The following is a 15,018-nucleotide window of genomic DNA, read 5'->3' on the forward strand; positions in this document are numbered from 1 at the left end:
GCCTCCCTTCCTCTTCGTAATAACCAGGTTATAAGAACAGCTTCGACCCATGTGTAGGCCAGGGCCTGCCATCATTGAATGCATAATTCTGCTAAAACGCAGCTTTTTAATGGTTTGAAATCAAAAACAAGAAGATTTCTGCGTATGCACAACATTCCAGGGCCATTTGCCTCGTTTTCAGCCATTGCTCTCTCTCAAAGATGCCTATTCTCGCAAATCCTGTTCCGAACATCGTCTGGGATCGTGGATTTCTGCTCTGGAAGTCAATTTCATATTTAAAAAGCCCTTGTGGAATAAGGTTATCCGGCATACAAAAGCAGGAGTACCTCCCCACATTCTCGAAGTTAAGGTTACCAAATCAAATGGCACGGGCAACACGAAGGCGCAAAAAAACGGGCTTTTGTCGATCTCGAACTAAATGTACAACTCGAAATCGGTAACCTGTGGCAGATAGATGGCGTTACAGGGCGTCTGGCGCTTAACACGGCCCGGTAATGGTCCCTGTAACGTTATGAAATCCACTAACGATGCACACAACCTAACATGCAACGAATTGAAACAAGTTACATGAGTTATCCACAGAAATTAACATAAATTTACATGATGTATTTTACCATAGAAGCTAAAAGTCGAATCTGCATCTGTTATGACGCGTATTACCATTAAATGGTTATTCTGGTTTTAGTTCCAGCGTTTGATCCCTTTCTGGGGTTCGTACTTCCGTCCGCTCTTACCCTCCACTTTCTGTCGTCCCTTGGATACTTTTGTGGGCGGTTTGAACAGCTCTTGCAAAAACTGCTCCCATGGATGAAAAAGATAAATTCTCATTGTCTTTAGTATCTCCCACTGGCTCTTATCAGTTTGCAATTCGAGTTTTACAAGCAAGCTAAGAGCGAAAGCAATGAGTGACATAAATAATTGATTCCATACCGCATGGGGAGCCTTGCCGTGGATACGTACCAGATTTAAGTGTTGCTTTACCCATTTAAAGAAGATCTCAATTTTCCACCGATTTTTGTAAATGAGCGCCACTTCTGTTGCTGTCAGATCCCACCGAGACGTTAGGATGCGGTACCGTCTTTCGTGCTCATCTACAAACTCCACCAGACGAAGGGGCATGGTAGTCTTGTTTGAAAGCACATCCACATCTCGCAGGATCTGGTGATTACCTGGAGACTTGGGAACTTCGCGCCCGGTTCCTTCGACCGGGTACAGTGTGAGCCGGTCTCTTACACGAACCACAAACCGGATTCCGTCGGATACCCATTTTTCAAAGTGCTCGCACTTCTCGTAGCCCCGGTCCATGACGTAGGTTACATCGTCATCCAACGTTAGCTCCTGAACGACCTTGTTTTCCTGAACGTTCGAGGTTGAGGCAATCACCTTGTTTGGAAACACAGTGTCCGGATCAGCCACAACAAGTCGGACATGAAGTCGAACTGCTGTTTTCTTTGAACCGCAGCGAGCCCAGCACCCTAGAAGTGACGGAAGTGAAATATCCGTCGCGTCGATTAGATGTAATCGCCCAATACTTGGCGTAATCCCTGTTTTATGCCCCGTTTTTCGATCAATTTGGGAAATGAGGTGGTAAAACAACGACTCAAGCGAACCCGTGCAAATCGATTCTGTCTTTCGGGATAACTGAGAAGCACTTATGGACTCCAGTCCGATCGCCTTTTGTAGCTCTGGGTGGGCTCTCAGTTGAATGGGGATGACATCGTAGGATGCTAGTTGTAACAGTTGAGAGATGACGTGCAGCTCGATGGCCGTGCCTGTGAAAAATTTTCTGGTCCGATGATCATCGAAGGTTGATCGGAAGCCCGAGATATCCAATACTTTTAAACATTGACAAATGACTCGAATCGCTTTATTGTTATCCATGGGTTGGCTCCTTACTTGGAGAAATGATGGATAACGCGTCATTCTCTACAGTAAGGGCCTTTTTCTTTTTTGTCCATGAAATTAAAAACTATAAATTACATTTTAAGTTAGTTTTAAAGCTCCATATCCGTGTTAGGTTTGATGCATAGTTAGTGTATGAAATCACCTTACTGTACCCAAAATGTGTTCATCTGCCACTGTAAGATGAAAAAATCGCGTTACAATGAGCCTGGTTGTTAACACGGCCCCGTAACGCTCCTTGTAACGTTATGAAATCACCTTACTGTACCCAAAATGTGTTCATCTGCCACCGTAAGATGAAAAAATCGCGTTACAGGCGTCTGGCGCTTATATCGGGCCGGTAATGTTCTTTGTAAAGTTATGAAAAATCATCTTAATGGGCAGAATTCGCAAGCAGATTGCGCTGCCAAAGCTCAATTTGTGCGATTGAAGTCAATATTATTATGCAATTGAGCATCGTGCCAAGAGGAAGCTTTTCTTGAAACATTAGAATCCTTGAGCTCCGCTCAAAACTTACAAATTCTAATGTTATAAAGAAAGTCCCGGAAGAGAACGCTACCCCCGGGACTTTCGATTATTTCATCAGCTTGCTCATCGTCTTGAGCAGCTCCTCAATCACTTCTTCATCGCCCTGCTCCAGCCTCTCCACCACGCAGCTGCGCATGTGGCCCTCGAGCAAAATCCGGCCCACGCTGTTAAGCGCCGACTGGATCGCCGCGATCTGGTTCAGCACATCGTCGCAATAGGTGTCCTTCTCGATCATCCCCTTCACGCCGCGAATCTGACCTTCGATCCGGTTCAGCCGGGATACCAGATTATCCTTCACCTTCTGCGAATGGTGGCTGCGCCTATCGCCCTCGGTATGACAGCAGTTCTCCCCCTGTTCAGGCGTTGCCGCTGGCGTATCCGCCGCCGGCTTGGACTCTAATTCCATGCGCTTCACTCACCTTCCGTTCGGGTTTGTACCTTATGGTTGCCTCTATTATACCGTTCCCTGGGGCCTCCCGGCAATGCGCAGGCGCAGCTTACAACGAAACCTTGCGGCCTTCCTTCGCACTCTCCAGCGCTCCGTAGACCATGGCCATGCTTCGGAGATTGTCCGTGCAGACCGTTTCCGGCTTACGCCCTTCCTGCAGAGCGGCGAACATCTCGTCCAGGCAGCCTGCATGACCGCTGCTGCCCTTCCACTCCAGCTCCGCTTCCACCCGGCGGAATTTGCTGGAGAAGCCCGCAGCGGCATCAGGATCCTTGACCTCCGCATAAGGGGCTGCCGTCCCGTCCCATAATGCCGTTCCCTTGCTGCCGGAGATGCGCCAGTTCGCCTCCCAGGAGGTAGGATTGCCCTCGGAGGCCCAAGAGCCACGGTAACAGAACACCCCGCCGTCGGCATATTCAAAAATGCAAACCGCCGCCGCGTTCCCCGCATACCATGAACCCGCCGGGTTAAATTCGTGACAATACACCGAAATCGGGTCCTTCCCTGTAATAAACCGCGCCTGATCGAACGTGTGGATCGCCATGTCGAGCAGCAAGGGACTTTCCATCGCGTCGCGGAACCCGCCGAAATGAGGCCCAAGGAAGAAGTCCGCATTCACAAAGCCGATCTCGCCAATCGTGCCGGACGAAACAAGACTGCGGAAGGCGCGGATCTGAGGGTTGTAGCGGCGGTTTTGCATCACCGCATAGGTGCGCCCGGATGCTTCAGCCTGCCCGACGATCCGTCTCGCATCCTCCATCGAGGTGGCCATCGGCTTCTCGCCAAACACATGGCAGCCGTGTTCTAGCGCTTTTGCCGTTACGGTCGTATGACTCTCGGGGATCGTAACGTCGAATACCAGATTCGCCCCTCCTTCACGGATCGCCTCCGAAACATCTGTATAAGCTCCGCAGCTGAGGCCGTAAGCGGCAGCCATCTTCTCGGCCTGCTCCTTATACAGATCCACCAGCCCGACGATCTCCGCATCCTCTCGCTTAACTGCATACTCGATCCAGGCCTTGGACATCCCGCCGCAGCCGGCCACAACAATTCGATAAGGCTTCATGGTCATCGTCTCCTTTTATTGGGAACGGTTTCTTTTCCTCATTTTAATCTGTTCCTTGGGCGATGTCTTTACTCGATTGTGCGCTCTTCCTCTCGAATTTGGCTGCATAGCCTCCAATCCACCGGTGAATCGGGATGTACAGAACCGAGCCGGCAAGAGCGACGATCCAGGTAAAGCCGATCGCCCAAGGCAGGGACAGCTCCATTTGCCCCGCAAGCAGCCATCCGCCGATGATCCAAAGCACGTGGGACAAATATACGGCAAAGGAATAGCGGCCCAGCCACTCGATCCACCGGGCCCATCTTTGTCCGACCCATGCATACAGCCAGCTGAGCAGCAGGAGGGCAAGCCCGCTCGATATATACAAAACGGGAGTGTGATAAATATACAAATACACCTGCATCTCCACCATGGAATCGATCAGTACAAGATACAGGGGAATAAGCAATGCACCGAGGAGCATGATTCGGGCTCGGTGGCGCTGGAGCCAGGACAGCAGCTGCGAACGGGTCATAGAGAGAAGCATTCCTGCCGCGTAGTAACCGAACCAATGCAGCGGGAGATGGGACTCCGTTTGAATATAGAACGTATCGAACCGTCCGGCGAAAATATCCGCCTCCACCTGATAAAGCACTACCAGATGGACTAGAAGCAAGCCCCACGCCAACAGAGGATGTGAGCTAGACGGTAAGATTCGAAACAACCCTACGACTAGGGGAGTAAGCACAATAAAGCCTAAATAAACGATCATAAAATACAGATGAATCTCTGCGTAGCCGAGCAATATCCCCGCTGCGTCCTGCCGGACATAGTCCAAATAGTCCGTGAAAATATCCGGCGCCCCGGTATACAGCCAGGACCAAAGGAGAAAGGGAATGGCGACGTACAGCAGCTTTTTCCTATAGAAGGACAACCAGCTCTGTGTATGCCGGTATTTCTCGTACGTCATGAAGCCCAGAATCGCGATGAAAAACGGCACGGCAAACCGGAACAGCAGGTCTCCCCAGTGTGCCAGATAGAGCATCTCCTCCGAAATCCCTTCCTTCGGAACCAGCAGGAGCACATGAATGGTGATCACACCCAGAATGGCCCAGCCCCTCAGAAAATCGATCAAACCGCTGCGTGTCATATTACATCCGCGTCCTTAGCCCGCCATTCCGCATAAAATTGTTCCAGAAATTGCTCCATGAAGCGATGCCGCTCCTCCGCCACCCGGCGCGCCGCGTCTGTGTTCATTAGCTCCTTCAGCTTGAGCAGCTTCTCATAAAAATGATTGACCGCTGTTCCCTGCTCCTTCCGGTACTGCTCCGCGGTCATCTGTTCACGCGGCTGCAGCTCGGGATTGTGCATCGCATGGCCCTTCGCTCCCGAGTATGCGAACGTTCGGGCAATGCCTATGGCGCCCAGCGCATCAAGCCGGTCCGCATCCTGCACGACGCGCCCTTCCTTCGTGCGCATCGGGGTGCCGTGTCCTCCGCTGTAGGACATCGTCGCGATGATTTCCAGCACGTGCTCGCGATCGGCCTCGTCCAGGTTATGGCCCGCAAGCCAGGTGCGAACCTTATCCATTCCCGCTTCCTTGCTGGGATTCAGCTTCTCGTCTGCGACGTCATGCAGCAGCGCCGCCAGCTCGCAAATAAACGAATCCGCTCCCTCCCCTGCCGCAAGCCGCTTCGCCATCTCCGTAACCCGCACAATGTGCCACCAGTCGTGACCGCTGCTGTCCCGCTCCAGCTCTTGCCTCGCATAAGCCCTTGCCTGCTCAAGGACGTGTTCCGTCCGATTTTGATTCCTCATGATCAATCTCCTCCCCCTCCGTCACTGCCGCTGTCACTATCTCCGCCGCCTCCGTCAGAGCCGCTTCCGGAATCCTCTGAATGGGAGCCGGTACGGTAATCCTCGCTATCATCTTTAAACGGCCTTCGATGGGTGTCATCGTCCTCAGAAGGCCGCCCGTCTTCTCCCGTATACACCGGATCGTGGGTGTGGCGGGAGAAGCCCGCAGAGGGGCCTGCCGCCCCGGAATTCCCGTTCCCGCCGGATGAGGCTGCTTTCGCAAGCGAAACGATAATAATCGCTATCGCTGCGATCAATACGATCATAAACAAGACAAACATGCCAACCCACTCCCATCCGCTCGACACTAATATCAAACATGCAAATATTGTAACTCGCCCGGCATTTCCTTGCAAAGCCAAAGAAAGAGGCTGCCCCTTCGGGTAGCCTCTTTCTTTAATGCAGCTCCGCTTCAGGCTGCTCCGGCTGCAGCTCCTCCAGCAACGGGGGAAAAACATCCCTTAGCCCCTTCTCCGGGGAGAACGTATAGCCTTGGGCCAAGCGTTCCCTGGCCGTAGGGTGTACCAGCTCGATCCACTCGCGAATCACGCGATTGACAGCATCGTAAGCCTTCGTCGGCAGCTGATGGCGTTTATTCTCAAAAAATTTCAGCGAGCTGTTCGGCAAGCCGTCGTGCAATATTTGAGCGTAGCGGTGAAATAGCCGGTCCTTATCCCCGTATAGAAGAAGCATGGGGGCTGTAATCTCCTGCAAACGTTCCGTACATTTGTTGACATAGCTTTGCCTCAAATATTGCCGTTGGTTGCGAATATCTCCCTTGATGGCGGATGTATACAAGCCTTTAAATGTCTCCAGGGAATCCGCATTCGCCATGCAGAGCGCTGCGGCAAGGATGCGTTTGGCCCGCAAGGATGCCAGCTGAAGCCCCGTCCAAATTTCGCCGACCATCGAGAGGCTGCTGACCTCCGACATGGCGCTGATAAGGATGCCTCCATAGAAACGGTCCGGGTAGTTCATAAGCGCATGCAAAGCGACAGTACCGCCCGTGGAGTAACCGGCGATATACGCTTTTTTAATACCGAGCTCATCCATCAGCTCCCGAACGTCTTCCGCAAGCAGGCCGTACGTAACCGATTCCTTCGAATAGCTGCTTTCCCCATGGCCCCTTAAGTCAAACACGACCACCTGGTAACGCTCCGACAGCTGTTTCAGCTGATACATAAACATCCGGGAAGTAATCATCGGCGGATGAATGAAAATAATGGGCACGCCGCTCCCTTTGACCTGATAATGTATCTTCGTCCTGTTGACATTGGCAAATGGCATGCTCCGTCTCATCCTTCCCGTGCGGTAGTAGCTTGGCAGGGTTAGGGTTACCAACAATTAGCTGAATCATTCGAGGATACTTCGGATCGCCGAAAAAAAGATGCCGCCGTTACACACGATGTGTTTTGCGATAAACGGAGGGACTGAGATGAAGCTTCTTGGTAAACATTCGGCTCAGATAAAAGCCGCTCTCGTACCCGACGGCCTCCGCGATCCGGTCGAGCGTCAGATCGGTTTCCGTAAGCAGCGACTGCGCCTTCTGAAGACGAAGGGAAGTGACGTAATCCATCGGCGTCTGGCCGAAGGCGGCTTGAAAGCGCCGGGTAAACTGGACCGCATTCAGCCCCAGTTGAAGACCTACCTCGTGGATGGCTACCGGACCGAGCGCATATTGTTGCAGCTGACGAGCCGCCTCCTGCATCTTGGGGTCCGGGACACCCCCTCTGGCCGCCGCCTGCCGCCGGCGCTCCGCCTCCACGCTCAGCAGCACCCACAGATCCTGCCAGTAATGCTCCAGCCGCCTTTGCCTGAGATCATGAGCTAAGCCCTGCTGCATCGCCTGCTCCATGTATTGATACGTCGAGGCCAAACGGTGATGATCCTTCACGGTCAGATGGACGGGAGGACGCGGCGCCTCATCTCCGCCAGAATCCAAGCCGAAAGTATAAAAATAAAACGAAACCGGCTCCAGCACCTCCCGCTCAAACACCGTTGAAGGTGGGCAAAAAATGAGATCGCCGAAGCCCGCCTCCCCGGAGAAGCTTTCGATCCGATAACGGAATCGGCCGTCCGCTACCGCAAACAGCACCCAATCGGCATATTCGTCCTCGCGAAATTGAAACGCCGGCTTTTGCTTCCAATAAACGTGCGAAATCGTAATCGGGGCGATACGATGATCCCACATGCCGTAACCCCCCTTGAAATTTTGTATATGACAATCGTAAATCCGTGTATGTAAAAAGTAAATAGCTTTCGATACAATTGGTTATGTGAAATGTTATCCGCTTTCAATTCAAAGTGAAATTTTAGATATTATATTTAATCTCGAGGTGACTGAAGATGAGACATGAAACGATTCGGACGGACATAACCGTCATCGGCGGAGGGCTCGCCGGGGTGAACGCCGCCATTGCTGCCGCCAGGCTCGGCCGTACCGTCGCTCTTGTGCAGAACAGACCGGTCCTCGGCGGAAACGCCAGCAGCGAGGTGCGCGTATGGGTATGCGGCGCGACGGCGCACGGCACGCAACGATATGCACGCGAAACCGGCATCATGGGCGAAATGTTCGTCGAGAACCAGTTCCGCAACCCGGAGGGGAACCCGTATTTCTGGGATCTGGTGGTGCTGGAGGCGGTCCGGGCGGAGAAAAATATACAGCTCTTTTTAAACACAGACGTGCATGAGGTCGAAGCGGAGGGCGACGAGGACGATCGGCGCATCCTTTCGGTAACGGGCTGGATGATGGGCTCCGAGCGGCGCATTCGCTTCGAAAGCGAGATGTTCCTCGATTGCACCGGCGACGGCTTGGTCGGCTTCCTCGCCGGCGCCAAATTCCGTCTCGGCCGCGAAGCACATCACGAATATAACGAGGAATGGGCGCCGGAGGTTGCCGACGACATTACACTCGGCAGCACGATTCTGTTCTACTCCAAGGATGCCGGCCAGCCGGTGAAATACATTCCGCCAAGCTTCGCAAAGGATATTACGAAAACGACTATTCCGATGAAACGCGTCATTCGCAGCGGCGATTCGGGCTGCCATTACTGGTGGATTGAATGGGGCGGCGAGCTGGATACGGTGCATGAGAACGAGCGCATCCGCGATGAGCTGTGGTCCGTCATTTACGGCATTTGGGATTATATTAAAAACTCAGGCAAATTCGACGCCGGGAATATGACCCTCGAATGGGTGGGCACGCTGCCGGGCAAGCGGGAATACCGCCGTTTTGTCGGAGATTACGTGCTCAATCAGAACGATATTATCGCCCAGCGGGAATTTGAGGACCGGATCGCCTTCGGCGGCTGGTCGATCGACCTTCATCCGCCGCAAGGAATGTACTCCACGGAGAGCGGCTCGAAGCACATGCATATGGACGGCAACTACCACATTCCGTTCCGCTCCACGTATTCCGTGAACGTACGGAACATGATGTTCGCGGGACGCAATATCAGCGCATCCCACGTCGCCTTCGGTACGACACGGGTCATGGCCACCTGCGCCGTGATCGGGGAAGCGGCGGGGACCGGTGCTGCGCTGGCCGTGAAGCACGGTACAACGCCAAGAGGCGTGTACGAGAACCATCTGGCCGAGCTGCAGCAGACGCTGTTGAAGCAGGATGCCTCGGTCATCGGACTGCGCAATGAAGACGCAGCCGATGCGGCAAGGCAAGCGACCGTTACCGCCTCCAGCACTTTACGCCGGCTTGCTGTAGAAGCACCGGCGGAGGCCGTGAAGCTGGATACGGATCTGGCCCTGCTGCTGCCGGTAGCACCGGAGCTCGAGAAGCTGGAGCTGCTTGTGGATGCCGCCGAGGCAACCACACTGCAGGTCGAGCTCTGGAGCACCGGCCGTGCCGAGAACTATGTGCCTCACACGTTCGAGGTGTCCGGCTCCGCGGCGATTGACGCCGGTGAACGCCAGTGGGTGAGCGTGCCGCTGGCATGGAAGCCGGAAAGCACGCAGAACGCCTTCGTTATCGTCCGCGCCAATGCGGCCGTATCCCTGCTGGCAAGCGACCGGCAGCAAACGGGCGTACTGTCCTTCAAGCGGGTCGGCGAAGGCCGTACGGTGAAGCAGCTGGAGGATCACACCCCGACGCAGCCCGTCGTCCAATGGTCGATGCGCGGCTTAAACCGCAAGCCGTTCTGCTTCCGCGCTTATCCGGAGACATCCGCCTTTGCCGCGGAGAACGTAACCGACGGGTATCTTCGCCCCTATGGCGGCCCTCACCTGTGGGTGTCGGAGCCGCTCGCCGGCGGGGAAGCTTCGGTTGAGCTGAGCTGGAGTGAAGGAACGGCGATTCAAGAGGTGCATATCGTCTTTAACGACGATGTGAACGAGGATTTGATCAACCTGCACCACCACCGGACCCCGTTCGAGGTCATCCCGGAGCTGGTACGCGACTACCGCGTGGAAGCGCTGGTAGATGGGGCATGGACCGTGCTACACCGGGAGACGGCGAACCGCAAGCGCAAGCGGGTGCATCGTCTGGACGCTCCGGTGACAGCCGCGAAGCTGCGCCTGGCGGTCGAAGCGACCAACGGCACGCCTTATGCCGAGGTATACGAGATTCGAGTATATTAAGTATGGAAAAAGCCTGCAGCGAGATTATCCGCTGCAGGCTTGTTTTTTAGCCGCCGGGGTGGAAGGCTTCCGCCTCGGCTAGGGTAGGCAGCGCCGGGATCGCCCCGCGGCGCGTTGTAGTTAATGCGCCGACCTTGTTCGCGAAGCGGAACACGTCGTGCACCGTCGCCTCGTCGCCGAGGCGACTGACCATGCTTTCGGCCGTGACGCCCAGCTCCACGAGCCGGTGCAGCATGGCGCCGACGAAGCTGTCGCCGGCGCCGGTGGTGTCCACCGCGTGCACCGGGAAGCCGGGCACGCGAATGCGCGCGCCGCCGGACGTGACGACGCGGCAGCCTTCGCCGCCCAGCGTCACGACCAGCACGCGGGCGCCCAGCGCCAGCAGCCGCTGCTCCGCGGCGGCGGCGTCGCTCTCCTCGGCGAGGAACGTCAGCTCCTCCTCGCCGACCTTCACCACATCGCCGAGCCCGATGTGGGCCAGCACCTCCCGACGCATGCGATCCGCGTCAGGCCACAGCATCGGCCGCAGGTTCGGGTCGTAGGACACGAGGCCTCCGGCCTCGCGCACCCTACGAGCCGCCTCCAGCGTGGCCGAACGGCAGGGCTCGGCGATCAGAGATACCGAGCCGAAGTGGTACACCGCCGCGTCCTCCAGCCACGCGGCGTCCACCTCCTGCGCCTCCAGCAGCATATCGGCTGCCGGCTCGCGGTAAAACAAAAAGTCCCGCTCGCCGTCCTCGCGGAGCGAGACAAAGGCAAGCCCCGTTCGCGCCGCATCCGTCTCCACGAGCCGGGCATCCACGCCGGCGTCCTCCAGCGTGCCGCGCAGGAACTGCCCGAACGCGTCGCGTCCCGTCTTCCCGATGAAACGGGCCGAGCCGCCCAGCTTCGCTACGGCCGCCGCTACGTTGGCGGGTGCCCCGCCCGCAGCCTTGCGAAAGGCGGGCACATCGGAGAGCGGTTGTCCGTTCGTCTCCGGGACGAAATCAATGAGCAGCTCCCCTAAGCATACGATTCTCTTTTTCCTGGATTCCGACATGATATCCCTGCCTCTCAAGCATTGTACCTACCAAGATAGCACAAACCGATCCACAATGACAAAGGCGTGCCCCGCAATGCAAAAGAACCTCCGCACCGGGAAGGCAGAGGTGACAAGTTAGGCGAGTGTCAGCATGCGCCGGCCGGGGCCTACGACTAGGTCCCTACCCATTTTTCAAATCCCGGGCCTCTACCCACCCGTCTTTCGTCCCCGAGCATATAGTAGTATTGTACCGAGGCCACAAGCCCCGGAGAACTGAAGAATCTAAAGGAGGAATAACATATGACAGTTGCAGGCGGCTACACTTCCACAGGTGCGATTCTGGTGCTCTACATCTTGCTGGTGATCATCACTTTGGGCGGCTTCTTAGTATAAGGATCATCTAATTGAAAAAGCCGAGCCGGAGAGCTTTGACTCCCGGTTCGGCTTTTTCTTCTTACCTTATTGTTGAAAATGCGTCTGATAATTTTGCTGGCCCTGCGCCATCGGCGCGATGCCCTGCATCATGGTGCGCATGGTATGGTTCGCCAGCTGAGGAGCCTGGTAGAAGCCGCGATAGTTCATGTATTGGAACATCTCGTAAGCCATCTCCTGGCAAATATTCGCCGAGGTCGCATGGAACGAGCGGATATCCGGATCAACGCATTCCGAAGCCCAAAGCATCGACATCATCGATCCGGTTTTGTGCATATTCAGCGCAAGCGTCGCGATCGTTTGGTCGGAGAGCTCGGTTGCATTCGGATTCGGCGCCTGCATCTGAGGCTGCTTCAAGCCTGTCTGCGGTCTTTCATACACGTGAAAATGCGGCGTGTGCGGCGCCATCGCCATGCCGCGGCCGCGCAGCAGATTGGAGAGGAAGTTGTAGACCTCGATCATCCGGCGCTGCTGGTTAAACAAAATATCCTTCAGATGCGTGTCCTTGGCCATCGCAAACATCACGCCGTACAGCTCGATGTTCGCTGCCTTCGTTCGAATCGCTTCCTGGGTCTCCAGGAATTCATGTGCGGCATAACGCGGCTGCTCGATTTGCATTTCGAAATCCTCCACTCACTTTTCCTTGAATTTGTTCCATAGAACGAAATTAGGATGCCTTACCTTCTCCGAAGCTATGTACAAGCTCCCGGAAAAGCTTCGCAAGTGGCGGAATCGGGCAAAGCATGCGTTATTCGTAAAGCCCTTCCGCTACCGTACCGTCAGGGTAAACGATATACGTATGGACAGTCCGCTGAGCCTCCGTTCCTTTCGCATACCAGAGGTCCATGCGTTCGATTGCGCCTTCGGTTGTCCAGCGAATGAAGAGCTGCGCGTCAAGCTTCCCTTTAAGCAAGCCCTCCGTATCCACATTCAGGCCCCCGTGCTTATAGTCGGCGCCCGCGCCAAAATCATACCTCGACACCTGCTGCCTGCTGCTGTCGATCAACGTGACGAAGGAGGGCTCGCCGATGATCGGCTTCACGTCCTTCTGGGACATTCCCCGCTCCAGCCGGTACTGAACCGACCATACCTTTTTATCCGAATCGCTGCCGCTCGCCGGTGAAGACTGTACCGAGACCGTCCGGGTAGTCTCATCGTAACGCGCCCCTGCCCCCAGCTGCTCCGCCATGAAACGGACAGGCACATACGTATGACCGTCGTAATTCAGCACGGCAAAGCGGGACCCCAGATCCTTGGTTTCCCCGTTGAATTGAAGCGTAACCGGGAATAACGTCGCTCGGATTTCATCCGATGCATATAGCGTAGTCGACGCCGCCAAGATCACACCGCATAACAGTCCTAGCACAAATTTTTTCATCGGGTAACACTCTCCTTTTGTTCGATGCTCTATGGTGATTCCTTCGATTCATGTGTCCAAAGCCGATGCTGCCGGCGATATTGCTGCGGGGTAGTGCCCGTCAACTTGCCGAACAATCTTGTAAAATAGTTTGCATCCTCAAAGCCGAGGCCGAATGCGATTTCCGATATGCGTCGGTTGCTTAGGATCAGCTGCCGCTTGGCCTGCTCCATCTTGAGCTGATGCAGAAAGGCCAGCGGGGACATGCCGGTATGCTGCAGGAACAGCTTGCGTAAATGCGACTCGCTGAGCAGCACGAATTCAGCCAGCTCTCCGATTGAGGGCAAGTATTCAGGATGACCTAACAAATAATCGACGATCGTATGAATCCGGCTGTCCATCGCAATCGAAGCAGCCGTGTCCGCCGGAGGCGAATGGGCCGCATGATCGAGCAGCGCGGACAAGATCCGCAGCAGGTCCGCTTGGAGCAGCAGACTCTGACCGATCCTTTGCCGTTCGGAAGCGTGGACTAGCATATGTTCAAATAAAGGCGCCAGCTCATGAGCCGGATCTTCCGTCCGGACAGGCAGGCGGAGCAGCTCCGACCAGCTTCGGCCGCTCAAGAAGGAAATTTCCGCATCGAAGTTGACGCTGATCAGCGAGATTTCATTCGAGATGGCATACACGGCGACCTCCGAGCCGGAGGGCAGTAAGTAAGCGCTGCCGCTTTCCCCGGAGTAGGTTGTCCCGTTGACGCTAAGAGAGAACCGGCCTTGCCGGACGTACCACAGGACGTTATGCTGAAGCTCTCTTGCGCCGATGCGCCAGCTGCTGTCCAGGGCATAATCCTTCACGTGCCAGAACCGGACGATAAGCGATTCGATAAACAGCTGCAGGGGAACCATCCACTCTCCTCCTAGCATGCCCTATTTCCCTCATCATAACGGATTTATACAAAGGATGCCAAGCCTTGAATACTGGAAAAACCATGGAAACCATTGGTTCTGCTGCGGAAAGCATAAAAACGGCGACCGTCGCGCGGCCGCCGCTTCTTTAGGTTGCAGGTATGACTCCCTTGATGCTGTCGTTCAAACGAAACCGGTCCTCTCCGCTCACGAGATAAGTGCGGATTCGGCTTGTGTCGCCTCCCCACTCCTCCATAAGAAATTTCACCTCCGGTGTAGTGTATCGTACCGAAAAAGCGACGCGGGGAATATTCGAATCGTTGCGGTCCGAGCCATGGAAGGTCGCTTCATTGAAAAAAGCGATTTGGCCCGGGGACATCTCGACATCTACGGCCTTCGATTCGTCTATCAGCTCCGCCGCGATCCCCTGCGCAAAGGCGCTGCTCTCGTCGCCTGTCGAAGCATGCTCGACGATGCTGCGATGCGTCCCCGGAATGACCCGCAGACAGCCGTTTTCGCGAATCGACCACCCGAGGCTCACCCAAGCCGTAGCGTTAATTGCGGGCTCCATAGGCCAATAGTTGATGTCCTGATGCCATGGAATGTATTTGCCGTTTCCCGGCTCCTTATACCAAAAATGCATCGCCCACAGCACCAGATCGTCCCCAAGAATTTGCTTCATTGCAGCTACGATGCCGGGATGCGTAGCCAGCTCGTAAGCCCAGCGGTGACGCTGATGCCAGGCGGATAAATTCATCCCAGCCGGGCCCGGCTCGTACCTGGACTGTCCTAGAACCCCGAAGAAGCGCTCATAGTAATCATCCGCCTCTTGCAGCGTAAGCCCCTGAATCGGTCCGCAATACCCTTCCTCCCGATACTGCTCAATAGAAAACGGCTGTCCCCTCGTGATCATGCCCATCGGCCTCCTTCGTT

The 15,018-nt window shown here is 55.2% G+C and carries 15 protein-coding genes; 2 read left to right on the forward strand and 13 right to left on the reverse strand.

Annotated features, from left to right (window positions below; translation table 11 throughout):
• Positions 1–681 precede the first annotated feature (681 nt).
• From QMO62_RS15620 to QMO62_RS15655, 8 genes are all read right to left on the reverse strand, one after another.
• Positions 682–1,881, reverse strand: coding sequence for an IS4 family transposase (locus QMO62_RS15620; RefSeq protein WP_284638332.1), 1,200 nt, complete (start codon positions 1,879–1,881; stop codon positions 682–684).
• Positions 1,882–2,476: 595 nt separating this feature from the next.
• On the reverse strand, positions 2,477–2,836 hold the full coding sequence (locus tag QMO62_RS15625; RefSeq protein ID WP_284642317.1) for a metal-sensitive transcriptional regulator: 360 nt from the start codon (positions 2,834–2,836) through the stop codon (positions 2,477–2,479).
• A gap of 91 nt (positions 2,837–2,927) precedes the next feature.
• Positions 2,928–3,944: a Gfo/Idh/MocA family protein gene (locus QMO62_RS15630; RefSeq protein ID WP_284642319.1), complete on the reverse strand. Its 1,017-nt coding sequence runs from the start codon at positions 3,942–3,944 to the stop codon at positions 2,928–2,930.
• A 43-nt stretch (positions 3,945–3,987) separates the two neighbouring features.
• Complete coding sequence (locus QMO62_RS15635) at positions 3,988–5,073, reverse strand: acyltransferase family protein (protein ID WP_284642321.1); 1,086 nt, start codon at positions 5,071–5,073, stop codon at positions 3,988–3,990.
• Entirely contained in the window at positions 5,070–5,741 is a 672-nt protein-coding gene (locus tag QMO62_RS15640) for an HD domain-containing protein (protein WP_284642322.1), read from the reverse strand. Before QMO62_RS15640 ends, QMO62_RS15635 begins: the two co-directional genes overlap by 4 nt.
• Before the next feature lie 2 nt (positions 5,742–5,743).
• A complete protein-coding gene (locus tag QMO62_RS15645; protein ID WP_284642323.1) occupies positions 5,744–6,061 on the reverse strand; it encodes a hypothetical protein in 318 nt (105 codons plus the stop codon).
• Positions 6,062–6,176: 115 nt separating this feature from the next.
• Positions 6,177–7,067 carry an alpha/beta fold hydrolase gene (locus QMO62_RS15650; RefSeq protein ID WP_284642325.1) on the reverse strand — a complete coding sequence of 297 codons (891 nt, stop codon included), beginning with the start codon at positions 7,065–7,067 and terminating at the stop codon, positions 6,177–6,179.
• A gap of 109 nt (positions 7,068–7,176) precedes the next feature.
• Positions 7,177–7,971 carry an AraC family transcriptional regulator gene (locus QMO62_RS15655; protein ID WP_284642327.1) on the reverse strand — a complete coding sequence of 265 codons (795 nt, stop codon included), beginning with the start codon at positions 7,969–7,971 and terminating at the stop codon, positions 7,177–7,179.
• Between the two features lie 155 nt (positions 7,972–8,126).
• Between QMO62_RS15655 and QMO62_RS15660 the strand changes: the two genes are divergently transcribed.
• Positions 8,127–10,370 (forward strand): FAD-dependent oxidoreductase, encoded by a 2,244-nt coding sequence (locus QMO62_RS15660; protein ID WP_284642329.1) that lies wholly within the window; start codon positions 8,127–8,129, stop codon positions 10,368–10,370.
• Positions 10,371–10,416: 46 nt separating this feature from the next.
• Here the strand turns inward: QMO62_RS15660 and QMO62_RS15665 are convergent, their stop codons facing one another.
• The gene (locus QMO62_RS15665; protein WP_284642331.1) at positions 10,417–11,409 is read right to left on the reverse strand and encodes a PfkB family carbohydrate kinase; all 993 of its coding nucleotides are present in this window, start codon (positions 11,407–11,409) and stop codon (positions 10,417–10,419) included.
• A gap of 282 nt (positions 11,410–11,691) precedes the next feature.
• Between QMO62_RS15665 and QMO62_RS15670 the strand changes: the two genes are divergently transcribed.
• Positions 11,692–11,784, forward strand: coding sequence for a YjcZ family sporulation protein (locus QMO62_RS15670; RefSeq protein WP_284642333.1), 93 nt, complete (start codon positions 11,692–11,694; stop codon positions 11,782–11,784).
• Positions 11,785–11,850: 66 nt separating this feature from the next.
• On the opposite strand, the gene QMO62_RS15675 is transcribed toward QMO62_RS15670, so the two are convergent.
• From QMO62_RS15675 to QMO62_RS15690, 4 genes are all read right to left on the reverse strand, one after another.
• Positions 11,851–12,441, reverse strand: coding sequence for a spore coat protein (locus tag QMO62_RS15675; protein ID WP_284642335.1), 591 nt, complete (start codon positions 12,439–12,441; stop codon positions 11,851–11,853).
• Between the two features lie 130 nt (positions 12,442–12,571).
• Positions 12,572–13,201, reverse strand: a complete 630-nt coding sequence (locus QMO62_RS15680) for a stalk domain-containing protein (RefSeq protein ID WP_284642337.1) — start codon at positions 13,199–13,201, stop codon at positions 12,572–12,574.
• 29 nt (positions 13,202–13,230) lie between these two features.
• Positions 13,231–14,085, reverse strand: coding sequence for a helix-turn-helix domain-containing protein (locus QMO62_RS15685; protein WP_284642339.1), 855 nt, complete (start codon positions 14,083–14,085; stop codon positions 13,231–13,233).
• A 148-nt stretch (positions 14,086–14,233) separates the two neighbouring features.
• A complete protein-coding gene (locus QMO62_RS15690) occupies positions 14,234–14,998 on the reverse strand; it encodes a phytanoyl-CoA dioxygenase family protein (protein WP_284642341.1) in 765 nt (254 codons plus the stop codon).
• Between the last annotated feature and the right edge of the window lie 20 nt (positions 14,999–15,018).

The sequence above is a fragment of the Paenibacillus silviterrae genome (assembly GCF_030167925.1).
In the GTDB taxonomy this organism is placed as follows: domain Bacteria; phylum Bacillota; class Bacilli; order Paenibacillales; family NBRC-103111; genus Paenibacillus_G; species Paenibacillus_G silviterrae.

Coding starts and splice junctions, on each gene's coding strand:
- QMO62_RS15640 (WP_284642322.1), bottom strand. CDS start 5,741: ATGAGGAATCAAAATCGGACGGAACACGTCCTTGAGCAGGCAAGGGCT.
- QMO62_RS15645 (WP_284642323.1), bottom strand. CDS start 6,061: ATGTTTGTCTTGTTTATGATCGTATTGATCGCAGCGATAGCGATTATT.
- QMO62_RS15620 (WP_284638332.1), bottom strand. CDS start 1,881: ATGGATAACAATAAAGCGATTCGAGTCATTTGTCAATGTTTAAAAGTA.
- QMO62_RS15675 (WP_284642335.1), bottom strand. CDS start 12,441: ATGCAAATCGAGCAGCCGCGTTATGCCGCACATGAATTCCTGGAGACC.
- QMO62_RS15625 (WP_284642317.1), bottom strand. CDS start 2,836: ATGGAATTAGAGTCCAAGCCGGCGGCGGATACGCCAGCGGCAACGCCT.
- QMO62_RS15630 (WP_284642319.1), bottom strand. CDS start 3,944: ATGAAGCCTTATCGAATTGTTGTGGCCGGCTGCGGCGGGATGTCCAAG.
- QMO62_RS15660 (WP_284642329.1), top strand. CDS start 8,127: ATGAGACATGAAACGATTCGGACGGACATAACCGTCATCGGCGGAGGG.
- QMO62_RS15680 (WP_284642337.1), bottom strand. CDS start 13,201: ATGAAAAAATTTGTGCTAGGACTGTTATGCGGTGTGATCTTGGCGGCG.
- QMO62_RS15655 (WP_284642327.1), bottom strand. CDS start 7,971: ATGTGGGATCATCGTATCGCCCCGATTACGATTTCGCACGTTTATTGG.
- QMO62_RS15665 (WP_284642331.1), bottom strand. CDS start 11,409: ATGTCGGAATCCAGGAAAAAGAGAATCGTATGCTTAGGGGAGCTGCTC.
- QMO62_RS15650 (WP_284642325.1), bottom strand. CDS start 7,067: ATGCCATTTGCCAATGTCAACAGGACGAAGATACATTATCAGGTCAAA.
- QMO62_RS15670 (WP_284642333.1), top strand. CDS start 11,692: ATGACAGTTGCAGGCGGCTACACTTCCACAGGTGCGATTCTGGTGCTC.
- QMO62_RS15690 (WP_284642341.1), bottom strand. CDS start 14,998: ATGATCACGAGGGGACAGCCGTTTTCTATTGAGCAGTATCGGGAGGAA.
- QMO62_RS15635 (WP_284642321.1), bottom strand. CDS start 5,073: ATGACACGCAGCGGTTTGATCGATTTTCTGAGGGGCTGGGCCATTCTG.
- QMO62_RS15685 (WP_284642339.1), bottom strand. CDS start 14,085: ATGGTTCCCCTGCAGCTGTTTATCGAATCGCTTATCGTCCGGTTCTGG.